Genomic DNA, 20,752 nt, shown 5'->3' on the forward strand with positions numbered 1-20,752 from the left:
GTTAATATGGCCTCGTGAGAAGCTTTAATGGCGGCCTCCATCTTTCATATTATAAAGAGCTGACCAAAGAACGGCCGATCAAAGAAGCGGTCGCTCCGCGCCGGGTCATTCTCCCTTTGCAACAGAATTTAGGCTGTCCCTGCGATCCGCTGGTCGCGGTCGGCGACCTCGTTACCGAAGGTCAAAAGATCGCCGATTCCAAGCTCCTGATCTCCGCGCCGATCCACGCGCCGATCTCCGGCCGGATCGCGGCCATTCAATACTATCCTAACGCCTGCGATTACGACGTGCCGTCGATTGTGATCGAAGCGACCGACTCGATCGACAAGGTAACCCGTCCCGGGAGCCGCTGGACCTTTGACGAACTTTCCCCCGAACAGATCAAGAAGATCGTCCGCGAAGCCGGGATCGTCGGGCTTGGCGGCGCCGCTTTTCCGACCCACGTGAAGCTGACCCCCCCGGTCGGCAAGGCGATCGACGTGGTAATTATAAACGGCTGCGAATGCGAGCCCTATATTACCGCCGATTACCGGCTGATGGTCGAAAAAGCTTCGACCTTGATCCTGGGGGCTAAGGCGATCGCCAAAGCGGTCGGCGCCCGCCGGATCGTTTTCGGGATTGAGAACAATAAACCGGAGGCTCTCAAAGCGATCGACTTCGAGCGGTTGAAAACGCGGCAGATCTTCGCGATCACCGTTGCCGCTCTCCAGACGAAATATCCCCAGGGGGGCGAGAAAATGCTGATCAAAGCCCTTCTTAATCGAGAAGTTCCGACTGGCGGCTTGCCGTCCGATGTCGGCGCGGTCGTCAGCAATGTCGCCACCGCGATCGCCGTGGCCGAAGCGGTGACCCAAGGGGTCCCGCTGACCCGCCGGGTGGTGACCGTGACCGGTTCCGGCATTAAAGATCCGCAAAATCTGCTGGTCCGTTTGGGGACGACCTTTGCCGAAGTGATCGAGCAATGCCGCGGCTTGAACGATAACGTTGAAAAAGTCCTCATGGGAGGGCCGATGATGGGGCTGACCGTCCCGACCTTGGAGGTTCCCGTCGTTAAAGCGACGACCTGCATCCTGGCTTTAACCGATCAAGACATTTGCCGTTATCCGGAAGGGAACTGTATTCGCTGCGGCCGCTGCATCAAGGCCTGTCCGGTTGGGCTGACCCCGAACTTCCTGGCGGAGTTTGCCAAGACCGGAAATTGGTCGGAAGCCAACAACTACAATATCAGCGACTGTATCGAATGCGGTTGCTGTTCTTACATTTGTCCCAGCCGGATCCCGCTGGTCCAATATTTTAAGTTAGCCAAGAACGCCGTCCGATTGTTAAAATTAGCGGAGAAAAAAGCGGTATGCCGATAAACAAATTGATCGTCCAGGTTGGTCCTCATATCAGGAGTAAAGAGGGGACCGATTACTTGATGCGGGCCTTTGCCTTTTCTTTGCTTTTCCCAACTATTGCCGGGACCTATTTCTTTGGCCTCAACGCCTTGGCCTTAGTCCTCTTTACCGGTTTCATGGCGGTCGCGGCGGAAGCCGTTTTCCAGCGGCTGGCCAAGCAACCGATCACGGTCCGGGACGGGAGCGCTTTTATTACCGGCGTTCTTTTAGGCCTGGTCCTGCCGCCTGGTTTTCCTTTCTGGATGGCCGGGATCGGCGCCATCTTTTCGATTGTCGTTGTCAAATGCTTGTTCGGCGGTTTGGGCTTTAATATTTTTAATCCCGCTTTGGCCGGCCGGGCCTTTCTGATGGCCTCCTGGCCGGTCGCCATGACCAGCTGGCTCCGGCCATTTGATGCTGTGACGACCGCGTCGCCGTTGTACCTGGCGAAGATCGGCGAGGCGGTCCCCGACTATTGGGCTCTTTTCCTGGGAAATCGGGCCGGTTCGATCGGGGAGACCTCGATTTTAATGATCCTGATCGCCGCCGCGTTTCTTTTCTGGAAAAAGATCATCGACTGGCCGGCTCCTGTCGCTTTTGTTGGAACCGTTTTTGTTTTATCCTATTTCCTCGGTCAGGACCCGCTCTTTCAGATCCTGACCGGCGGGCTTTTCTTCGGCGCGGTCTTTATGGCGACCGATTACGTGACCGGTCCGGTCACGCCGAAAGGTCGTTTTATTTTTGGTCTGGGTTGCGGTGTTTTTACGGTTTTGATCCGGTTTTACGGCGGGTTTCCTGAAGGGGTTAACTACGCGATCCTGCTGATGAATATTCTAACCCCGGTGATCGACAAATATAGCCTGCCTAAAATATATGGCAGCTTGCCTGCCGGGAGGCAGGCGAAAAAAAATGAAAAAAAACATTAAAATGGCGGCGGTCCTGGCCCTCTTCTGCGTTATTTCCGCCGGGTTGCTGGCCTACGTTTATAACGTGACCCAGCCATTGATCGTCCAAAATGCCAAGCGATCGTTTGATCTTTCATTAAAGAGGTTGATCCCGGCCGAGTCGTTCAAGCAAGAAAAAAATGCTTTTGTCGCGACCAAAGGGAAAGAGGTCGTCGGCTACGCTTTTGCCGTTAAACCGCAAGGTTACGGCGGCCCGGTCGAAATGCTGGTCGGTTTGGATAAAGAAGGGCGGGTCCTGGCCGTTAAGGTCTTAAGCCATAAAGAGACTGCCGGACTCGGCTCCAACATTGAAAATCAGAAGTTTCTCCAACAATTCGTCGGTAAAACGGCACAAGATAAGATCGAGCCCAAACAAGATATTGATGCTTTGACCGGAGCGACGATCTCCACCCGGGCGGTCTGCTACGGCGTTCGGGAAGCGATCGACCAATGCTGGGAAATAATTAAATGAGCTTTTGGCAGGATTTTAATCGCGGGATAGTTTCGGAAAACCCGGTCCTCCGGCTGATGATCGGGCTTTGCCCGACTCTTGCCGTTTCGACCAGCGCCGTTAACGCCCTTGGGATGGCGGCGGCGACCTCCTTTGTCCTGATCTTTTCTAATTTAGTCGTCGCCCTGATCCGCAAGATCGTTCCCGACCAGATCCGGATCCCAATCTTTATTATCGTCATCTCGACCTTTGTAACGATCATCGATTACGTCATGCAAGCTTATACCCCCGACCTGCACCATGCTCTCGGGGTCTTCATTCCGCTGATTGTCGTCAATTGCATTATCCTCGGCCGAGCGGAGGCCTTTGCCTACAAAAACCCGGTCCTCGCTTCGACCCTTGACGGGATCGGCATGAGCCTTGGTTTTACCCTGGCCCTTTTGGCAATCGGTTTGATCCGGGAATTATTGGGAGCGGGAGCTGTTTTTGGCGTCTCGCTGTATAATCCGGCGGTCGCGGCGACGATCATGATTTTGCCGCCCGGCGCCTTCATAACCATCGGTTTCCTGATGGCCTTACTTAATAAACTGGAGAACAAAGTCCAATGAGAAAATTTTACTGGAAACCTGCGGCAATATCGCCGCGGTTTCCAAGTTTTAAAGAGAAGGAGAGGATAACCGCGACGTTTAGTCGCAGGTTATCCGTCAGCCAATGAGTCAACTCTTAGGCATATTTTTTGCCGCTTTCCTGATCAACAACATTCTGCTGATCAGGTTCATTGCCTTATGTTCGTTCTTTGGGGTTTCGACCAAGCTGGAAACTTCACTGGGAATGAGCTCGGCGGTGATCTTTGTCATGACGATCTCCTCTGCCGTTTCCTGGGTTGCGTACCATTCGGTCCTGGTTCCGTTCCACCTGGAATTTCTCCGGACGGCGGTCTTTATCCTGACGATCGCTTCGCTCGTCCAGCTGGAAGAGCTTTACCTGAAAAAGATGATCCCGTCGCTTTATCGGGCGATGGGGATCTATCTCCCGCTCATTACTACTAATTGCGCCATTTTGGCGGTCGCTTTTCTGGCGATCGATTACCGTTACACTTTTATCCAGTCGCTGGTTTATTCGCTCGGGGTTTCCGGTGGTTATTCACTGGCGATAATTTTATTCGCTTATCTCCGGGAGCGGACCGCCCTGGCGCCGGTCCCGAAATGGTTCCAGGGGTATCCGATCGCTTTTCTGACGGCGGCGCTGATGTCGCTCGCCTTCCTGGGCTTTACGAGGATGTTCGGGCTATGACGATATTTTTAACTTCAATCATAATTTTAGGCGTTTTGGGATTTATCTTTGCCGCACTGCTGGCCCTGGCGGCCGATTATTTCCAGGTCAAGACCGATCCGAAGATCGAAGCGATCTTGGCGATCCTGCCGGGGGCCAATTGCGGCGCCTGCGGCGCGGCCGGCTGTCATAATTTCGCGGAAAAAGTCGTGAACGGCGAGATCGCCGTCAGCGGTTGCGTGGTAGGGGGAAAAGATGTCGCCGAAAAGGTCGGCGCGATCATGGGAATTGCGCTCCCGACCGACTATCGGAAAACGATCGCCGCCGTCCATTGCGGCGCCACGGAAAAAATCCGCCGGCGGGTCAACCGCTATGAAGGGGTCGCCAAGTGCGCCGCCGCTAATTTGGTGAACGGGGGAGGCTTAGCTTGCTCTTACGGCTGCCTCGGCTTCGGCGATTGCGACTGCATTTGTCCCTTTGACGCGATCAAGATGATTGACGGGTTGCCGCAGATCGATCCTGACAAATGCACCTCTTGCGGTAAGTGCGTGGCTGTTTGCCCGCGCCGGATCATCTCCATTATTCCTCATGATTTTGGCGCGGTGATCGCCTGTTCCTCAAAGGATCCTGGAGCGGTCGTCCGTAAGATCTGTCCGGTCGGTTGTATCGCTTGTAAGATCTGCGAAAAGGCGGTTCCCGAGGTTTATAAGGTCGTCGACAATTTGGCGGTCATCGATTATACGGTCAAGGGGGTTGATCCGGCTCCGGCGATCGAAAAATGTCCGACGAAGTGTATTAAATAGGAGGGGTTAATTATGAAGTGTGACAATGGCGCGGTTTATGGATTGGGTGTCATCGGGGCTTTGGTCTATTATATTCAGCATTCGACCAGTTTTTGGGGTGGGGTCATCGGAATATTAAAGGCGATCGTCTGGCCGGCGATGCTGATCTATCGTCTCCTTGAATCGTTGAAGATGTAGTGGCGATTTGCTTAGACTAGGAAACCTGCGGCAATATCGCCGCGGTTTCCTAGTTTTATTTTAACCGCCCCGATCGGATCGGGGCGGTTAAATTGGAAGCCAAAACGATCTTTCCCTCAAAGTAGTAGAATATTATATGAAAACAACTTGCCCCTTATGCTCTTCAACTGCCGAAACATTCCAAGAACACCGCGGGACCATATTCTATAAATGTAGCGGCTGTCGGTCCGTCTTCCGTGATCCGGGAAATGACCTCTCACCAGCCGAAGAGAAAAAACGTTATGAAGCCCACCACAACGACCCAGCCGACCCTGGTTATCAGGCGTATGTCTCGCCGATTGTGAAGGCGGTGACCCAACGCTTTAAGCCGGGCGATCAGGGACTTGATTTTGGGGCCGGTCCCGGTGCGATCATTACTACTTTATTGCGTGAACAAGGGTATCAGGTGGAGTCGTATGATCCGTTTTTTCACGACAATCGAGAGAGTTTAAAGCAAGCCTACGATTATATCGTTTGTTCCGAGGTGGTTGAGCATTTTCGCTCCCCGGCCAAAGAGTTTGCCCTGCTTCGTTCGCGGCTTAAACCGGGCAGCGCCCTTTTTTGTCTGACGAGATTGTACGAAGAGGGGCTGGATTTTTCGACCTGGTTTTACAAGAATGACCCGACCCATCGGTTTTTTTATAGCCGCCAGGCGTTGGAGTGGATCAAAACAAAATTTGATTTTTCTTCATTGGAGATCGAAGGGCGGCTGATCAGTCTTGCCGTTCTTTAATTCTCATTCCCCAGCCCCCAGTCCATCCATGACCTTATAATCTTTGCCCAAATATTTTTCCATGATGAAACCGATGACGATAAAAACCGGTATCGAAATGATGGTGCGGAGGAGGGAAAATTTTAAACCGAGAAAACCGATCTCAAAAGTGAGCAGGGGGATCTTCAGTCCGCTGAAGGCTCCAAGATAGATAAAAACATTGCGCGGGCTGGCCCCTTTTTTGCTCAAGATATACGCGACCGGAAAAGCGCCGTAGAGCGGGCCGGCCTGAAGGGTCGCCAGGAGAATTATCCAAAAAGTGCCGATCAAGCCGCTTTCCGTCCCGATATGCCGTTCGATCTTTTCTTTGGGGACCCAGACGTCAAACAGGCCGATCAGCAGGAACATCAGCGGCAGGAAAGAGGCCATTTCCCAAAAAAATTGTTGGAAATTACCGTAGATCTGTTCTCCGGGCTTATAACCGATAAACAGCGAGCCGCCGATGAAAATGGCGAAGAGAATTGTCCAAAAGTAAGCTTTGAGGTTTTTTTTCATAGGAATAATCCCATCAGCAGGCCGATCGCGAAAGCGCCGATGAAGCTTAGCCCGTTTCTCATGAAAGCCGCTTTCCGGCCGAAGAACTTGATTTCCAGCGGCAAGGTCAGGATCCCGACCATCATTAGTGTCGTGATGAAGACCGCGACCGTGATTACCGGGACGCCGAGGCTTAAAAATATTCTGGCCAGCGGGAAGGCGATAAATCCCGGGATAAGGGCGATCGAGCCGAGAAGCGCGGCAATGATTACCCCCAGGAACCCGCTGCGCGCTCCAAGGATTGCCGATAAAGCCTCTCCCGGGGTCAGATAAAGAAAAATGCTGATCAGGGCGATGATCAGCAAAAGGGTCGGCAAGAGAGTTAAGAACATTTTTAGTCCTCGCTGGCAGCCGTCATAGGTCTTTTGGCGGTCGACCGCCAGAGATAAAAGCAAACATAAGAGCGTGGCAACAACAAGAATAATCATTTTTTTCCTTAAAACACAAAATTAAACAAGTAACCGATAACAACTATCCCAATAGTCACGATGCCAAAATAAGTATACAGCAATCTCGGCTTTAAAACTGTGCGCAGGATCAAAAATTCCGGGAGCGATAAGCCCGAGACTGCCATCAGGAAGGCGAGGGATGTCCCCAGGGGGAGGCCTTTATCCATCAAGGCTTGCGCGACCGGGATCGCGCCCGCCGCGTTCGCGTAAAGAGGGACCCCGATCAAGACCGCGACGATCACCGCGATTGGATTCGTTTTCCCCGCGTATTGGATCAATAAGTCACCGGGGATATAGCCGTGGATCAGGGCGCCGAGCCCGACCCCGACCATGACGTATGGCCAGACATATTTGAAGACCTCAAACGAATATTTCCAGGAATAACCGAGCCTTTCTTTTAAGTTCGTGCTCTTGGCGATCGCCTGACTGTTGAATTTCGAGGCGGCGATATATTCCGAGACATATTTTTCCATCTTCAACCGGCCGATCAAGTAACCGGAAAAGGTGGCGATAATTAGGCCGCTGGTTATATAAATTAATGATACCTGCCAGCCAAAAAGTCCCCAGAGCATGACGACCGCTATTTCGTTGATCATTGGGGAGGAGACCAAAAACGACATCGTTACACCCAGCGGGATACCCGATTGGACCATTCCCATGAACATCGGGATGGCGGAGCAGGTGCAAAACGGCATGAAGATCCCGAATATCGAGGCCAAAATGTTGCCCATAAATTCGGACTTGCCCGAGACTATCGCCCTGATCTTTTCAGGCGGCAGATAGGTCCTGATGAAGGCCACGGCAAAAATAATAATGATCAATAAGAAATATATTTTTGGAACATCATAAAGGAAAAAATTCAAGCTGTCGGAGAAATGGGTTCCCCTGGTCAGTTTCAACAAGTCGTAAGTAATAAGGTCGGCAAACCATTTAAACATTTTCAATCTCTTTAACCCAGGATTCGATCTTCCGCTTTATTTCATCCCTGACCACTCTGGTTTGCGCCAGGCGCTCGGCCTGGTCTCCTTTAAATGACGAAGGGTCGGCAAAGCTCCAGCCAAGCTGGGCTCTGGCCCCGGGAAAGATCGGGCACTTTTCACTGCCGGCCGCGTCGCAGACGGTAATGACGTAATGGTATTTTTTCCCCTGTTTATAAAAATCAAAGGCGCTCTTAGTTTGATTGCGTGAAATATCGATTCCGATCTCTTTCATTACATCAACGGCTAAAGGGTTTAGCGTTCCCGGTTCCAGTCCGGCGCTTTCCACCTCGAACCGGTCGCCGCCGATCTTTTTTAGGAACGCTTCGGCTATTTGGCTCCTGGCGGAATTGTGGACGCAGATAAAGAGAACTTTTATTTTTTCCATTTCTATCCTTCCTGGGCGGCGACCAGCGCCGCTTTGATTATCAGCTCGGCCGGGATCGTTTCGTAAACCCGGTCGGCATATTCGATCGTCCGGCATTCCGCGTCGCCGCAGGCGTCACAGCAACAACTTTTTCCGGTTTTAGCCGTTAGCCAAGATTCGATCGTCCGACCGTTAATCAGCAAGCGGTTCGATTCCTGGGGGAGCTGATCGAACTCCGCTTTACTAAGTTCTTTCTTGATCAGCGCGACCGATAACCCGTCTTCGGCCAGTTTTTTTATCGCTTGCTCGATCTCTTGCTCCGTGCTGCCGCACCGGGGACAAGTTTCATTATCAACGACTAGTCTTTGCCATTCTATTATTAGCTCTTTCATTTTTCTCTTCCTCCTTTTAAGCGTCGCATGACGTTGACCAGGCCGATCATGACCGGGACTTCGATCAAGGGACCAATGACCGCCGCAAAAGCCTGGCCGGAGCCAAGGCCGAAGACCGAGATGGCGACGGCGATCGCCAGTTCAAAGTTGTTACTGGCGGCGGTGAAGGAGAGGGTGGTCGATTTTTTGAAAGAGGCGCCGACCACCCGGCTTAAATAGAAGCTGATGAAGAACATTAGCACAAAGTAAATGACCAGCGGGATAGCGATCCTAAATACGTCGGTTGGAATCTGGAGGATCAGTTCCCCCTTTAAGCTAAACATGGCCAGGATGGTGAACAGCAGGGCGATCAGAGTGAGCGGGCTGATCCGCGGGATAAATATCTGATTATACCAAGCTTCGCCTTTCAACCTGACCAGAGAGAACCGGGTCATGATCCCGGCCAGGAAGGGGATTCCGAGATAAATAAAGACGCTTTGCGCGACCGAGGCGATCGAAATATTAACGGCAAGCCCTTTTAAACCAAAAAGAGGCGGGAGGTAAGTAATGAAGACCCAGGCATAAAAGCCGTAGAAGAAGAGCTGGAAGAGACTGTTGAAAGCTACGAGTCCGGCGGCGTATTCGGTGTCCCCATCGGCCAGGTCGTTCCAGACGATCACCATGGCGATACAGCGGGCCAGGCCGATTAGGATCAGCCCGATCATGTATTCCGGAAAGTTTTGGAGAAAGATCAGAGCGAGGCCAAACATCAGAAGCGGACCGATCAGCCAGTTTTGGATCAGGGAAAGAAGCAGAACTTTGGTATCCTTGAAGACCCGCAATTCTTCATATTTAACTTTGGCCAGGGGCGGGTACATCATCAGGATCAGACCGATGGCAATCGGGATGGAGGTCGATCCAACCTGCCAGCCGGCGACCAGTTTCGTGAAGCCGGGCTGCAAGTAGCCGATGATGACGCCGATCGCCATGGCCAGAAAGATCCAAAGGGTCAGGTAACGGTCGAGAAAAGGGAGCTTCATTTTTCTCCTTCAAACAATAGCGCTAATTGTTTTTTGAATTTGGTGAAAACCGGCTTATTTAAACTATAATATGAATATTTTCCGGCAGATCTTTTTATTATCAGCCTTCTTTCAGTCAGAGCTTTTAAGTGATGGAGGAGGAGATTGTGCGGCAGGCCGAGCGCTTCGGTCAGTTCGCAAACGCACAGTTCGTTCTTTAACAGTAAGCAGATGATGCGGAGACGGGTGTCTTCGGCGATAGTCTTAAGCGTCACCGCGACCGTTTTTAACTTCTTTTTGACGCAGGGGCAGGCCTTCTTCATAGCGCGATTATAACCCGACCGGCTTTACATGTCAACGACGATTGACATGGGGAGGGTGTTTTCCTGTTGACAGCAGGGAAAAATTAAAGGATTGCATTTTCCAGATACTATGTTAAACTGGCCGCCAAAGGAGGTGAAATGAATGAAGAAAGTAATCGTATTTATTATTACAGCGGTGTTTATCGTCTCTGCCGCAGGCCTAGTCTTGGCCCAGCGTTCTCTGGAAGAAGAAAGGGACGCGGTCAGGGCCTACCTGAAAGTTGTTGACGCGAAGATCATCAATTACCGGAAGGCCGGCAACAAAAGTAAGGTTAGCCTCCTGCAGACCGAAAAACAGGCGACTTTGGCGCGCTGGTACAAATTGAAAAATTTGATGGAAAAACCGGCGGTCGTTACACCGACTCCGCCCCCACCTGTTGTTGTTAATCAGCCTGCTCCGGTCGTGAATATTCCGCCACCGCCACCCGGGCTGTTTGGCATCGGGGTTCCCACGGCGTTGACCGGATTGTACATCAACACCGGTAAAGGAAATTATAGCGGCACAGGCGGCGTCAAAGGTGAGGTCATCTTGGATGATTTTACCGGTCTGGACAATCTGCTTGGGCTCTCCCCCAAGGCGATCAAATATAAGATCGGGGTTGGGGTAGTTTACGGTGGCGGGGGGATGAAGGGTATTCCTGTTTACGGTGGGGGGACAATCACCCTGCCGATGATGGGAGGGGTTGAGCCCTACCTGGTCGGCGGACTGAACTATGTCGTTTACGGAAACGGCAAGACGAGCGGCAAGATCGGCGGCGATGCCGGCATTGGGTTCAAAGTCGATTTCGGCTTTGGCCTCGGCAAAACCGGCCTCGAACTGGGTTGGGGTGTGGTCAGGTCCGATACCGTTACATCTAAAGGCTTTATGTTCTCCGTTTCTCAACCGATCATGTTGTAAAAAGCGGGGGCCGTATCAGACGCGCGATCGGCCCCGCTTTTCTTGGGAGTGAATTAACAATGAAAATTAATGCCATGTTGATCGTTTTTTGTCTGCTTTTTTCTTCCTCGGTCTTTGCCCTTTCGCCGGCTGTTATAGGCGGGGTGCGGGGCGGAGTGGCGTTGGGGATGATGGCCGATGAGGAGGTCGGGCAGAAGGTCGGCTTAAGGTTCGGCGCCGAGGCCAACACGGGGAAAAAACCTCTCATTCTCTTTTTTGGCGGTAAATTCTATCTGACAAATATTTCCGGCCGCTATCCACTCTCCTTTGGTCTAGGTCTGGTTGTCTATTCCGGCGGTGACGGCAACGCCGCTTTCGGCCCGTCGGTCTCGCTCATTTTTGACCGGCCTTTCGACATCAGCCGGTTATTCTTTGAAGCGGGGATCGATGTCGCCGACTCCGGCAAGCTCCAGCTCCAGGCCGGTTATAGGCTTTAGCCGCTGGGTTAAAAGCCGAACAATCTTCTGGCGTTTTTGGTTGTGGCGATGGCGACGTCGGCGAGGGGGAGTCCTTTGATCTCGGCGATCTTTTCGGCGACCTTAACGACATACGCCGGTTCGTTCCTTTTGCCGCGGCTGACCTGCGGCGCCAGGAAGGGACAATCGGTCTCGATCAGAAGCCTCTCCAATGGGACCCGGGCGGCCGATTCTCTAATGATCGTCGCTTTCGGGTAAGTGATATTAGCGGTATAGCCTATGAAGAGCCCGGCTTCAAGAGCGGTTTGTTCCAACTGCGGATCACCGGCGAAACAGTGAAGGACCCCTTTAAGCTTCCCTTGGTTTTCCTCGCGGATGATCGTGATCGTCTCCTGGACCGCGTCACGGGAGTGAATGATCGCCGGGAGATCAAGCTCCTGCGCGAGCTGGAGCTGGCGGCGGAAAACCGCTTGCTGTTTCTCGGGCGGGGAGAGCTTGTAATGGTAGTCCAGCCCCATTTCACCGAACCCGACCAGCTTGTGTTCCTTGGCGTAGGCTAACAGGTCGGCTTCCGTCTGGTCGGTCCATTCGGAGGCTTCGTGGGGATGGATCCCGACGGCGGTGAAAACATAGCCGGGATAGTCGGCGGCGATCAGCTTGGCTTTCCGCCTGGCATCCGCGTCGAGGGCGATGTTGACGATCGCTTCCAGCCCGGCTTCTTTCGCCCGGGCGATGACTTCGCTGATATCGATGTCGAATTCCGGGAAGGTCAGGTGGGCGTGGGTGTCGATAAACATTATTCTTTGAAGGCGCCGATCAGTTCGCGGTAGTCGCCGAGCTCATGCTTTTTCAGGTAGTCGTTGATCTCTCCCCAAATCCGCAGGGGAGCGGCGGTGTCGACGAAGTTGGCGGTCCCGACTTCAATGGCCGAGGCGCCCGCCAGGAAAAACTCGACTGCGTCAGAGCCGGTCATGATCCCGCCGATCCCGATGACCGGGATCTTAACGGCGTGGCTTGCTTCATAGACCATCCGGACCGCGATCGGTCTGATCGCCGGGCCAGAGAGTCCGCCGGTTTTGCGGCCGATCCGGGAGCGCCGGGTCTCGATATCGATCGCCATGGCGACGACGGTGTTGATCAGGGAGATTGCGTTCGCGCCGGCGCTTTCCGCCGCTTTCGCGGTCAGAGTGATATCGGTAACATTAGGTGAGAGTTTGGCAATGACTGGCAGTGTTGTTGCTTTCCGGACAGCGGCAATCACTTCTTTCGTCGCGGCTGGGTCGATCCCGAAAGCCATGCCGCCTTTTTTGACGTTGGGACAGGAGATGTTTACTTCTAGTCCCTTGACCGTTTTTTCTTTGCTAAGCTGTTTGGCCAGTTCGGCGTATTCGTCGATGGTCTCGCCGGCGATGTTGACGATGACCGGGATCTCGAGCTTGGCCAGGAAGGGGATGGCGTTTTTTAAGAAAGCTTCCAGCCCTTCGTTCTGCAGGCCGATCGAGTTTATCATCCCGGAAGGGGTTTCGACTATCCGGGGCGGGGGATTTCCTTCTTTGGCTTTCAGAGTGACGCTTTTGGTGATGATCCCGCCTAGCTTATTTAGGTCGAGATAATCGGCGAATTCTTTCCCGTAGCCAAAGGTCCCGGAGGCGACCAGGATCGGGTTTTTCAGCTTTATGCCTGCGAGATCAGTGTTCATATAACCCTCACCCCAGTTTGATTTTGATAACAGTTGGTGCTTACTACCCTCTCCCAGGGGGAGAGGGAGTGGTTCTTTTCCGGTAAGCAATAAGTCCCTCTCCCTTTGGGAGAGGGCTGAAAAGTATAACTAAGCAAGTGGCTCGAGCTTGGGTGAGGGTTATTAATGCTTACCATGATATCTCCTTAGCGTCGAAGACCGGTCCGTCTTTGCAAACCATCTTGTAGCCGCTGCGGGTCGCGACGGCACAGCCGAGACAGGCGCCGATCCCGCAGGCCATCTTTTCTTCCATGGAGACCTGGCAGTCGATCTGCCGCTCCTGGGCGATCTCGGCGACCGCTTTAAGCATCCCCTTCGGGCCGCAGGCGTAGATCGCCGTTTCCGGATAGTGGCGCGTCTCCAGCGTGTTGTTTAGCAGGTTGAGGAGGAGGTCGGAGACGTAACCTTTGCGGCCATAACTTCCGTCGTCGGTGGCGATGACTTTTTCATTGGCCAGGTCGGCGAAGTCGGTTTCGCAGAGGAGAGAGCTTTTATCGCGGGCGCCGGCCAGGGCGTAGACCGCCCGTCCGCCGAGTGTTTTTAATTGTTGGGCGAGGGAGAGGAGTGGGGCGACCCCCATCCCGCCGCCGACCAGGACGGCGATCTTTTTCTCCGGGTCGAGCTTAAAGCCGCTGCCGAGCGGCCCCAGGATATCGAGCTTGGCGCCGACGGTGACTTTGGAGAGGAGTTCTGTCCCCTGGCCGAGGACTTCGTAAAGAAGTTCAAAGGTCTGGTGTTCCCGGTTGATCTTGTGGAGGCTGATCGGCCGTCGCAGCAGCGGTTCAGTCCCGCTATCAACCCGGACATTGACGAATTGGCCCGGTTCGGCGTTAGTGGTTATGTATAGGGATTTGATCGTCAGCTTGTAATATCGAGGGCCAACTTGCTTATGGTCGAGGACTTGGCACTGTTCTTGTGTCGCCATTACTATTATTATAGCAAAAAAGTAGCGACAGAGGTAGCTGTTTTGTGTGCCAGGAAACCGGCGAATAAACTTCGCGGTTTCCTGGCAAAAGGAGAGAATAAACGGTAACCGCGACGTTTAGTCGCAGGTTACCGTTAGCAATGAATGGCTTTCCTGGCATTATTTTGCTAAAATAACTTTTAACCGCTGAATTTATTCGCGGGATATGGAGGAAATCCGATGACAGATAGAAAGATCCTACTAAGTGAAAAAGATATCCCGACACGCTGGTACAACATTGCTCCTGATCTAAAAACCCCATTAGCGCCGCCTCTCCATCCCGGAACTCATCAGCCGCTGGGACCGCAGGATTTGGCGCCGCTTTTTCCGATGGAGATCATCAAGCAGGAAGTTTCCATGGATCCCTGGATCGATATTCCGCAAGAAGTTCTCGATATCCTCAAGATTTGGCGGCCGACGCCGCTGGTTCGGGCTTTGAGCCTGGAAAAAGCGTTGGGGACCAAAGCCAGAATCTATTACAAAAACGAAAGCGTCTCCCCGGCCGGTTCGCATAAGACCAATACTTCGGTCGCGCAGGCTTATTACAACAAAAAAGAGGGGGTCAAACGGATCGCCACCGAGACTGGCGCCGGTCAGTGGGGCTCGGCCCTTTCCTTTGCTTGCGCTCTTTTTAATATTGAATGTCAGGTTTATATGGTCCGGGTCAGTTACGACCAGAAACCTTACCGCCGACTGTTAATGCAGACCTGGGGTGGGAAGGTTGTCGCTTCGCCCAGCAATTTAACGGAATACGGCCGGTCGGTCCTGGCCAAAGACCCGGATAATAAGGGGAGCTTAGGGCTGGCGATCTCCGAAGCGGTCGAGGATACGGTGAAGCATGATGATACCAAATACTCGCTCGGATCGGTCTTAAATCATGTGCTACTTCACCAGACGATCATCGGCCTGGAAGCGATCGAGCAGTTGAAGTCGATCGGTGAGAAAATGCCGGATGTGGTCATTGGCTGCGTTGGCGGCGGGAGCAACTTTGGCGGGATCGCTTTCCCATTCCTTAAGGACAAGCTGAAGGGGAAGACCAACCCGAAAGCGATCGCGGTTGAGCCGATGTGTTGCCCGACCTTGACCAAAGGGGAGTTCCGCTACGACTATGGCGATACCGCCGGGATGGCGCCGATCGTTCAGATGTACACTTTAGGCCATGATTTTATGCCTCCCGGTATCCACGCGGGCGGTTTGCGTTACCACGGGATGTCGCCGTTGGTCAGCAATCTAGCGAAAGATAAAGTTATTGAAGCCCGGGCTTACCATCAAACCGAATGTTTTGCTTCAGCCGTTCTTTTTGCCCGGACCGAAGGGATCTTGCCGGCGCCGGAAAGCTCCCACGCTATTCATTGCGCGGTCGACGAAGCGAAGAAGGCGAAAGAAGGGGATGTGATCATTTTCAATTTGAGCGGTCATGGTCATTTTGACTTAACGTCTTACGATTCTTATTTGTCCGGCAAACTGGAAGATTACGAATATCCGGTCGAGCTGGTCAAAGAAGCGCTGAAAAAAGTACCTAAGATTTAAAATGGAGCCGAGGGGGATCGAACCCCTGACCTCTAGAATGCAAATCTAGCGTTCTCCCAGCTGAACTACGGCCCCATATTAAAATTAAAAAGATCGAACTTTTCGAATTGATCTAAACATTCTCCCAGTCCCGACGATCCACCGCAGGTGGATGTCGGGATCCCGATGATTCCATAATTATTAAAAATAATGATCATCGGGACTGAACTACGGCCCCATTTGAGAATTGATTATAGCTTATTTTTAGAGTCAGAGGCAAGAATGGTGGCGAATCCAACCATTTATTATCTTTCCACGATCGGGATTTCCTGGGCGGTAGAATAGAGCGTTGCCAGTCGGGAATAGAGCTCGGAGATCGGCGGCCGGGCTTCCGGTTTCTTATTAGTTGCCACCGCGATCGCTTTTCCCAACCCTTCATGTAATAAGTTGAGCTCGTCGCTATACCTCTCTCGGTTTTTTGGGGCCAAATGCCTGGCGATCGCTTCCTTTTTTAAAGGTGGAATTTCCCAAGCCAGTTGGCGGCGGCGGATTTCTCCTGGTTCACAGCAATTATCAGGCGTAAAAGGGTTTTTTCTGGCTAAAAGCTCGTGGAGGACGATCCCCCAGGAATAAATATCACTGCTTGGAAAGATCCTGCCGTTTTTAATCTGTTCCGGAGACATATACCCCGGCGTTCCGGCGATCATTCCCGCGTTTTCACTGAAGCCGATCGGGCAGACCAGGCCGAAATCAAACATCCGTAGGCCGGTAAGATTGTTGATCAGGTTGGTTGGTTTAACGTCCCGATGGACGACCTCGGCCTGCTGATGGAGCTTTTCCAGCCCGTAAAGGACCTGCATGCCGATCTCGATTATCTCGTGTAATGAAAAGAGCTTCCCGCCATCAACTAGGGCGGCCAGGGTGTATCCGGCGATCATTTCCATGGCGATGTACCTGGTCCCGTGGAAAGTGCTGTATTCAACAAAATGCGGGAAGATCGGGTCGATCTGTCTTCTTAAAATGTCGGCCTCGCGGTCAAAGAACGGGAAGATCGATTCGGTGATCGTTGTCTTAAGGGCCAAGGGGGTGGGATCATGCCGGTCGGTCGCTTCAAAGATGGTCGTGTAAGTTGTTGCGGCCCGGACCGCGGTCAAATAGAAGCGGTCGCTGATGGTTAGTCCAGGAGCGAAGCAGGTCGGTATTTTTTGGTTGCTGATATGCTGCGGTTCCGTGCTGGGGAGTTCGTCGTCCCCGGCTAAACGCGGTTTTTTTATCGCCAGGAAATTAAGATTGCTTAATTTTCGGTGCGGGGGTTTGATCGGCTCCACATTTAATCTTTCTTATGCCGGTCCCGCTCGTTTTCGGTGAGATATTTTTTTCGCAAGCGGATGTGTTTCGGCGTAATTTCCACCAGTTCGTCGTCATCAATGAACTCGAGCGCTTGTTCCAGCGTCAGGATGATCGGCGGGGTCAGCCGGATTGCTTCGTCGGCGCTGGCCGCCCGGATGTTGGTCTGTTTTTTCTCTTTGCACGGATTGACCGTCATGTCCATCGCGCGGGAATTTTCCCCGATGATCATTCCTTCGTACACTTCGATCCCGGGACTTAGGAAAAGTTTGGCGCGCGCTTGTAAGTTGTCGAGGGCGTAAGAAGCGGTCTTGCCGGTGTTGCCGGAGATCAGCACCCCATTCTGCCGCTTGGAAATTTCACCTTTGAAACGTTCGTATTTGGCGAAAGCGTGGTTCAGGATCCCTTCGCCTTTGGTGTCCATGATGAACTCGGCCCGGAAGCCGAGGAGCCCGCGGGTCGGGACCATGTAGGTCAGGGTGGTTGTCCCGTTCTTGTTCGACATGTCGAGCATTTCCCCCCGGCGTTTGCCGAGTTTTTCAATTACCGCGCCGGCATGCTGTTCCGGGACCGCAACGATCGCTTGTTCAATCGGTTCCATCTTTTCGTTGTTGATGGTTTTGAAGATTACTTTCGGCTGGGAGACCTGGATCTCGTAGCTTTCCCGCCGCATCTCTTCCAGCAGGATCGAAAGATGGAGCTCGCCGCGGCCGGAAACCTTGAACCCTTCGCCGTTCTCGAGCGGTTCGAGCCGCAGGCCGACATTAGTTTCCAGTTCCCGTTCCAGCCGTTCCTTGATCTGGCGGGTGGTGACGTATTTTCCTTCCCGGCCGGCAAAAGGAGAGTTATTGACGATGAATTCCATCGTCATGGTCGGTTCGTCGATGACCAGCAGCGGCAGGGGCTGGGGATTATCGGCGGTCGAGATCGTTTCGCCAATCGTGATATCGGGCATTCCGGCGACGGAGACGATATCGCCGCAGTCGGCTTCGTCGACTTCGATTTGCTTAAGCCCTTCGAAAATATTTAGTTTAGCGATCTTACCCGGCTTGACCGTGCCATCCCGTTTACAGACGACGATATTAGCCCCTTTATTGAGCTTGCCGCTTAAAACCCGGCCGATGGCGATCCGGCCGACGTAATCGTCATAAGCCAGATTGGTAACCTGCATCTGAAGCGGTTCGGCGCTCTTGTCAGGGTAGGGCTTAACGTGTTTAAGGATGGTTTCAAAAAGCGGAGTCAGGTCGGCGCTCTTATCTTCCAGGTTGTATTTAGCCAACCCTTCGCGGGAGATAGTATAGACGATCGGGAAGTCGAGCTGTTCGTCGGTCGCGTCGAGCTTGACGAAGAGATCAAAAATATCGTCAACGACCTTATGCGCCTGGTGCCCCTTTTTATCGATTTTGTTAATGATGACGATCGGCCGCAGACCGAGCTTCAGCGATTTGGAAAGGACGAACTTGGTCTGGGGCATGGGGCCTTCGCGGGCGTCGACCAGGAGCAAGACGCTGTCGACCATCTTCAGGACCCGTTCGACTTCGGAACCGAAGTCGGCGTGGCCGGGAGTGTCGACGATGTTGATTTTAAAATCTTTGTAGTGGATCGAGCAATTTTTGGAAAAAATGGTGATTCCGCGCTCTTTTTCGAGATCGTTGGAATCCATGACGAGCTCGGTCACCACGTCCCGTTCGCCGTACGCTCCTCCCTGGCGGAGCAAGTGGTCGGTCAACGTCGTTTTGCCGTGATCGACGTGAGCAATGATCGCGATATTAATTATTTTTCTCATTATTACTCTATTATAGCAGATTGATTGCCGGGGTCGTGATGTGGAATCCGACGAAAGCGGATGAACATCTCTTATCTATCGGGCCGGCGCGAAGTTAATTTCACTCAATTATTTACAATTTGGAGTATAATTAAAGCATGTTGTTGCCTTTAACTAAAATGAAGAATGGGGAAGAGGGGTATGTTCAGGAGATAACCGGCGGGGATGAGTTGAAAAACCGTCTGGCCGCGCTTGGTTTACGGATCAGTCTGAAAGTCGCTAAAGTCAGCGGCCTGTTCCTCGGTCCGATCACCGTCCGGGTCGGCCAGACCCAGATCGCTATCGGCCACGGGATGGCGGGCAAGATAATCCTGGAGGTTCAGCGGTGAGAAAGATCCTGTTGATCGGCAATCCCAATGTCGGGAAAAGCGCGGTTTTCTCCCGTTTGACCGGCCTGCAAGTCGTGACCTCCAATTACCCCGGGACCACGGTTGAGTTTCGCAAAGGGTACATGCTGCTGGGGACCGAGAAGGTCGAAGTGATCGACGTTCCCGGGACCTACACCTTGGAGCCGACCTGCAAAGCGGAAGAAGTGACCTGCGATATCCTCAAAGCGGCGACCAAAGAAGCGCTCAAGACCGGAGATGTGGTCATCAACGTGGTGGACGCGACCAACCTGGAGCGGAACCTCTACCTGACTCTGGAATTAATGGAACTGAAGATCCCGGTCATTGTCGCGCTGAACATGTGGGACGATACCAAACACCGGGGGATCCATCTCGATCTCAACCAACTTGCCGAGTGGCTTGGCGTGCCGGTGGTGCCGACGGTGGCGGTGACCGGGGAAGGTTTTGCCCGTTTGATCGGGCAGATCTATAAGGCCAAGCCGCCGAAAGTTCGAAAACATACTCGTGACGAGCGCTGGGAAGATATCGGCCGGATTATCGGCCTGGCCCAACGGTTGGAACACCGCCATCATACTTTCCTGGAATGGCTGCAAGACCTGACTATTAAACCGGAGACCGGGCTCCCCTTCGCGGGGTTGATCGCCCTGGTTGCCTTTTTCGTGATCCGTTTTATTGGTGAAAGCCTGATCGGTTATTTGGCCGATCCCTTTTTCGATTATTTATGGGCGCCGGTCCTGCATTCGCTTAGTAATTTGATGGGGAACGGCGGCTTGCTTCACGACATCCTTATTGGCAATCTGATCGCCGGCCGGATCGACTATGTCCAATCTTTCGGGGTCTTAAGCACCGCTTTATACGTTGAGTTCGCCATGGTCCTCCCATATATCATCGCTTTTTACCTGGTCATCGGGCTTTTGGAGGATTCCGGCTATCTGCCGCGTTTGGCGGTCCTGATGGATAATTTGATGCACAACATCGGTTTGCATGGATTCGCCATCGTGCCGACTTTGCTTTCTTTTGGCTGCAACGTTCCCGGCATCCTGGCGACCAGGGTCTTAGAGAGCAAGCGGGAGCGGTTTATTGCTTCGACCCTGATCTCGATCGGGATCCCTTGTGCCGCTCTGCAGGCGATGATCATCGGTCTTTTGGGAAAGCATGGAATTTTTCCTTTGTTGATCGTTTACGGGACGTTGGCTTTGACCTGGCTGGCCCTCGGCATGATCCTGAACCGGCTGACCCCCGGTTTTAGCCCCGAGCTATTGCTGGAGATCCCGCCGTATCGCTTTCCGCCGGCGCCGATTCTCCTGCGAAAAACCTGGTGGCGGATCAGGGAATTCATTACCGAAGCGCTGCCGTTGATAATTATCGGGGTGCTGGTCGTTAATTTGCTTTATCGCTTGAATATTTTTGACGCGATCGCCAATGTGACGGCGCCGGTCGTCAGCGGTCTGTTTGGTCTTCCCAAAGAAGCGATCGTGGCGATCGTGATCGGTTTTCTGCGTAAAGATGTCGCGGTCGGCATGCTTGTGCCGCTGGCGTTAAGCGTTAAACAGCTGATCGTCGCTTCGGTGGTCCTGGCGACTTTTTTCCCCTGTATCGCGACCTTTGTCATATTCATTAGGGAATTAGGGATAGTCGATATGCTTAAGGCGACCGCGATCATGCTGGCGACTTCTTTGACCGTCGGCGGCTTGCTGAATTTTATTTTAAGCCGCTTTTGATCGATTTTTTCTGAGATTTGCTATACTATAATGGT

At 52.8% G+C, this 20,752-nt stretch carries 25 protein-coding genes and 1 tRNA gene; 13 read left to right on the top strand and 13 right to left on the bottom strand.

Going from position 1 to position 20,752, the window contains the following annotated elements:
* The first annotated feature begins 14 nt into the window (after positions 1–14).
* The 8 genes from rsxC (at position 15) to WC772_01120 (ending at position 5,795) form a co-directional block, all read left to right on the top strand.
* Positions 15–1,358 carry an electron transport complex subunit RsxC gene (gene rsxC, locus WC772_01085; GenBank protein ID MFA6169351.1) on the top strand — a complete coding sequence of 448 codons (1,344 nt, stop codon included), beginning with the start codon at positions 15–17 and terminating at the stop codon, positions 1,356–1,358.
* Entirely contained in the window at positions 1,349–2,302 is a 954-nt protein-coding gene (locus WC772_01090) for an RnfABCDGE type electron transport complex subunit D (protein MFA6169352.1), read from the top strand. Before rsxC ends, WC772_01090 begins: the two co-directional genes overlap by 10 nt.
* Positions 2,286–2,792, top strand: a complete 507-nt coding sequence (locus WC772_01095) for an RnfABCDGE type electron transport complex subunit G (protein MFA6169353.1) — start codon at positions 2,286–2,288, stop codon at positions 2,790–2,792. Before WC772_01090 ends, WC772_01095 begins: the two co-directional genes overlap by 17 nt.
* A complete protein-coding gene (locus WC772_01100) occupies positions 2,789–3,379 on the top strand; it encodes an electron transport complex subunit E (protein ID MFA6169354.1) in 591 nt (196 codons plus the stop codon). Before WC772_01095 ends, WC772_01100 begins: the two co-directional genes overlap by 4 nt.
* A 103-nt stretch (positions 3,380–3,482) precedes the next feature.
* Positions 3,483–4,064 (top strand): RnfABCDGE type electron transport complex subunit A, encoded by a 582-nt coding sequence (locus tag WC772_01105; protein MFA6169355.1) that lies wholly within the window; start codon positions 3,483–3,485, stop codon positions 4,062–4,064.
* A complete protein-coding gene (locus WC772_01110) occupies positions 4,061–4,846 on the top strand; it encodes an RnfABCDGE type electron transport complex subunit B (GenBank protein MFA6169356.1) in 786 nt (261 codons plus the stop codon). Before WC772_01105 ends, WC772_01110 begins: the two co-directional genes overlap by 4 nt.
* A 12-nt stretch (positions 4,847–4,858) precedes the next feature.
* Complete coding sequence (locus WC772_01115) at positions 4,859–5,023, top strand: hypothetical protein (GenBank protein MFA6169357.1); 165 nt, start codon at positions 4,859–4,861, stop codon at positions 5,021–5,023.
* Between the two features lie 136 nt (positions 5,024–5,159).
* Complete coding sequence (locus WC772_01120) at positions 5,160–5,795, top strand: class I SAM-dependent methyltransferase (GenBank protein MFA6169358.1); 636 nt, start codon at positions 5,160–5,162, stop codon at positions 5,793–5,795.
* Positions 5,796–5,798: 3 nt separating this feature from the next.
* Here the strand turns inward: WC772_01120 and WC772_01125 are convergent, their stop codons facing one another.
* Genes WC772_01125 through WC772_01155 form a run of 7 tightly spaced genes read right to left on the bottom strand, consistent with a single transcriptional unit; the run spans position 5,799 to position 9,874 of the window.
* The gene (locus tag WC772_01125) at positions 5,799–6,329 is read right to left on the bottom strand and encodes a permease (GenBank protein MFA6169359.1); all 531 of its coding nucleotides are present in this window, start codon (positions 6,327–6,329) and stop codon (positions 5,799–5,801) included.
* A complete protein-coding gene (locus WC772_01130) occupies positions 6,326–6,796 on the bottom strand; it encodes a permease (protein ID MFA6169360.1) in 471 nt (156 codons plus the stop codon). The genes WC772_01125 and WC772_01130 overlap by 4 nt, the downstream gene beginning before the upstream one ends.
* A gap of 8 nt (positions 6,797–6,804) precedes the next feature.
* Positions 6,805–7,755, bottom strand: coding sequence for a permease (locus tag WC772_01135; GenBank protein MFA6169361.1), 951 nt, complete (start codon positions 7,753–7,755; stop codon positions 6,805–6,807).
* Positions 7,748–8,182: an arsenate reductase ArsC gene (locus tag WC772_01140; protein ID MFA6169362.1), complete on the bottom strand. Its 435-nt coding sequence runs from the start codon at positions 8,180–8,182 to the stop codon at positions 7,748–7,750. The genes WC772_01135 and WC772_01140 overlap by 8 nt, the downstream gene beginning before the upstream one ends.
* A 2-nt stretch (positions 8,183–8,184) precedes the next feature.
* A complete protein-coding gene (locus WC772_01145; GenBank protein MFA6169363.1) occupies positions 8,185–8,553 on the bottom strand; it encodes a DUF2703 domain-containing protein in 369 nt (122 codons plus the stop codon).
* Positions 8,550–9,572: an ACR3 family arsenite efflux transporter gene (arsB, locus tag WC772_01150; protein MFA6169364.1), complete on the bottom strand. Its 1,023-nt coding sequence runs from the start codon at positions 9,570–9,572 to the stop codon at positions 8,550–8,552. The genes WC772_01145 and arsB overlap by 4 nt, the downstream gene beginning before the upstream one ends.
* Positions 9,569–9,874, bottom strand: coding sequence for a metalloregulator ArsR/SmtB family transcription factor (locus tag WC772_01155; GenBank protein MFA6169365.1), 306 nt, complete (start codon positions 9,872–9,874; stop codon positions 9,569–9,571). The genes arsB and WC772_01155 overlap by 4 nt, the downstream gene beginning before the upstream one ends.
* A 142-nt stretch (positions 9,875–10,016) precedes the next feature.
* Between WC772_01155 and WC772_01160 the strand changes: the two genes are divergently transcribed.
* Both WC772_01160 and WC772_01165 read left to right on the top strand, forming a co-directional pair.
* On the top strand, positions 10,017–10,811 hold the full coding sequence (locus WC772_01160; GenBank protein ID MFA6169366.1) for a hypothetical protein: 795 nt from the start codon (positions 10,017–10,019) through the stop codon (positions 10,809–10,811).
* A gap of 59 nt (positions 10,812–10,870) precedes the next feature.
* Positions 10,871–11,287, top strand: a complete 417-nt coding sequence (locus WC772_01165; GenBank protein MFA6169367.1) for a hypothetical protein — start codon at positions 10,871–10,873, stop codon at positions 11,285–11,287.
* Positions 11,288–11,295: 8 nt separating this feature from the next.
* Here the strand turns inward: WC772_01165 and WC772_01170 are convergent, their stop codons facing one another.
* The 3 genes from WC772_01170 to WC772_01180 all read right to left on the bottom strand — a co-directional run bounded on the left by WC772_01170 (position 11,296) and on the right by WC772_01180 (position 13,929).
* The gene (locus WC772_01170) at positions 11,296–12,063 is read right to left on the bottom strand and encodes a TatD family hydrolase (protein MFA6169368.1); all 768 of its coding nucleotides are present in this window, start codon (positions 12,061–12,063) and stop codon (positions 11,296–11,298) included.
* Positions 12,063–12,965 (bottom strand): dihydroorotate dehydrogenase, encoded by a 903-nt coding sequence (locus tag WC772_01175; GenBank protein ID MFA6169369.1) that lies wholly within the window; start codon positions 12,963–12,965, stop codon positions 12,063–12,065. The genes WC772_01170 and WC772_01175 overlap by 1 nt, the downstream gene beginning before the upstream one ends.
* A gap of 169 nt (positions 12,966–13,134) precedes the next feature.
* Positions 13,135–13,929 (bottom strand): dihydroorotate dehydrogenase electron transfer subunit, encoded by a 795-nt coding sequence (locus WC772_01180; protein ID MFA6169370.1) that lies wholly within the window; start codon positions 13,927–13,929, stop codon positions 13,135–13,137.
* Between the two features lie 219 nt (positions 13,930–14,148).
* Here WC772_01180 and WC772_01185 point away from each other — a divergent pair, with 219 nt between their 5' ends.
* Complete coding sequence (locus WC772_01185) at positions 14,149–15,498, top strand: TrpB-like pyridoxal phosphate-dependent enzyme (protein MFA6169371.1); 1,350 nt, start codon at positions 14,149–14,151, stop codon at positions 15,496–15,498.
* 2 nt (positions 15,499–15,500) lie between these two features.
* Here the strand turns inward: WC772_01185 and WC772_01190 are convergent.
* The 3 genes from WC772_01190 to typA all read right to left on the bottom strand — a co-directional run bounded on the left by WC772_01190 (position 15,501) and on the right by typA (position 18,610).
* Positions 15,501–15,573, bottom strand: a tRNA-Ala gene (locus WC772_01190).
* A 209-nt stretch (positions 15,574–15,782) separates the two neighbouring features.
* Positions 15,783–16,805: a serine/threonine-protein kinase gene (locus WC772_01195; protein ID MFA6169372.1), complete on the bottom strand. Its 1,023-nt coding sequence runs from the start codon at positions 16,803–16,805 to the stop codon at positions 15,783–15,785.
* A 2-nt stretch (positions 16,806–16,807) separates the two neighbouring features.
* Complete coding sequence (gene typA / locus WC772_01200; GenBank protein ID MFA6169373.1) at positions 16,808–18,610, bottom strand: translational GTPase TypA; 1,803 nt, start codon at positions 18,608–18,610, stop codon at positions 16,808–16,810.
* 137 nt (positions 18,611–18,747) lie between these two features.
* On the opposite strand from typA, the gene WC772_01205 reads away from it, so the two are divergent.
* Both WC772_01205 and WC772_01210 read left to right on the top strand, forming a co-directional pair.
* A complete protein-coding gene (locus tag WC772_01205) occupies positions 18,748–18,978 on the top strand; it encodes a FeoA family protein (GenBank protein MFA6169374.1) in 231 nt (76 codons plus the stop codon).
* Positions 18,975–20,717 carry a ferrous iron transporter B gene (locus WC772_01210; protein MFA6169375.1) on the top strand — a complete coding sequence of 581 codons (1,743 nt, stop codon included), beginning with the start codon at positions 18,975–18,977 and terminating at the stop codon, positions 20,715–20,717. Before WC772_01205 ends, WC772_01210 begins: the two co-directional genes overlap by 4 nt.
* The last annotated feature ends 35 nt before the right edge of the window (positions 20,718–20,752 follow it).

Source organism: Candidatus Margulisiibacteriota bacterium (assembly GCA_041661965.1).
Taxonomy (GTDB): domain Bacteria; phylum Margulisbacteria; class WOR-1; order O2-12-FULL-45-9; family XYB2-FULL-48-7; genus XYB2-FULL-45-9.

Bases quoted from the DNA above. Each gene is read 5' to 3' on its own strand.
- WC772_01115 (MFA6169357.1), top strand. From the start codon at position 4,859: ATGAAGTGTGACAATGGCGCGGTTTATGGATTGGGTGTCATCGGGGCT.
- WC772_01145 (MFA6169363.1), bottom strand. From the start codon at position 8,553: ATGAAAGAGCTAATAATAGAATGGCAAAGACTAGTCGTTGATAATGAA.
- WC772_01185 (MFA6169371.1), top strand. From the start codon at position 14,149: ATGACAGATAGAAAGATCCTACTAAGTGAAAAAGATATCCCGACACGC.
- WC772_01090 (MFA6169352.1), top strand. From the start codon at position 1,349: ATGCCGATAAACAAATTGATCGTCCAGGTTGGTCCTCATATCAGGAGT.
- WC772_01120 (MFA6169358.1), top strand. From the start codon at position 5,160: ATGAAAACAACTTGCCCCTTATGCTCTTCAACTGCCGAAACATTCCAA.
- WC772_01165 (MFA6169367.1), top strand. From the start codon at position 10,871: ATGAAAATTAATGCCATGTTGATCGTTTTTTGTCTGCTTTTTTCTTCC.
- WC772_01095 (MFA6169353.1), top strand. From the start codon at position 2,286: ATGAAAAAAAACATTAAAATGGCGGCGGTCCTGGCCCTCTTCTGCGTT.
- WC772_01155 (MFA6169365.1), bottom strand. From the start codon at position 9,874: ATGAAGAAGGCCTGCCCCTGCGTCAAAAAGAAGTTAAAAACGGTCGCG.
- WC772_01100 (MFA6169354.1), top strand. From the start codon at position 2,789: ATGAGCTTTTGGCAGGATTTTAATCGCGGGATAGTTTCGGAAAACCCG.
- WC772_01205 (MFA6169374.1), top strand. From the start codon at position 18,748: ATGTTGTTGCCTTTAACTAAAATGAAGAATGGGGAAGAGGGGTATGTT.
- WC772_01160 (MFA6169366.1), top strand. From the start codon at position 10,017: ATGAAGAAAGTAATCGTATTTATTATTACAGCGGTGTTTATCGTCTCT.
- WC772_01105 (MFA6169355.1), top strand. From the start codon at position 3,483: ATGAGTCAACTCTTAGGCATATTTTTTGCCGCTTTCCTGATCAACAAC.
- WC772_01175 (MFA6169369.1), bottom strand. From the start codon at position 12,965: ATGAACACTGATCTCGCAGGCATAAAGCTGAAAAACCCGATCCTGGTC.
- WC772_01140 (MFA6169362.1), bottom strand. From the start codon at position 8,182: ATGGAAAAAATAAAAGTTCTCTTTATCTGCGTCCACAATTCCGCCAGG.
- WC772_01130 (MFA6169360.1), bottom strand. From the start codon at position 6,796: ATGATTATTCTTGTTGTTGCCACGCTCTTATGTTTGCTTTTATCTCTG.
- WC772_01170 (MFA6169368.1), bottom strand. From the start codon at position 12,063: ATGTTTATCGACACCCACGCCCACCTGACCTTCCCGGAATTCGACATC.
- WC772_01180 (MFA6169370.1), bottom strand. From the start codon at position 13,929: ATGGCGACACAAGAACAGTGCCAAGTCCTCGACCATAAGCAAGTTGGC.
- typA (MFA6169373.1), bottom strand. From the start codon at position 18,610: ATGAGAAAAATAATTAATATCGCGATCATTGCTCACGTCGATCACGGC.
- WC772_01125 (MFA6169359.1), bottom strand. From the start codon at position 6,329: ATGAAAAAAAACCTCAAAGCTTACTTTTGGACAATTCTCTTCGCCATT.
- arsB (MFA6169364.1), bottom strand. From the start codon at position 9,572: ATGAAGCTCCCTTTTCTCGACCGTTACCTGACCCTTTGGATCTTTCTG.
- WC772_01110 (MFA6169356.1), top strand. From the start codon at position 4,061: ATGACGATATTTTTAACTTCAATCATAATTTTAGGCGTTTTGGGATTT.
- WC772_01135 (MFA6169361.1), bottom strand. From the start codon at position 7,755: ATGTTTAAATGGTTTGCCGACCTTATTACTTACGACTTGTTGAAACTG.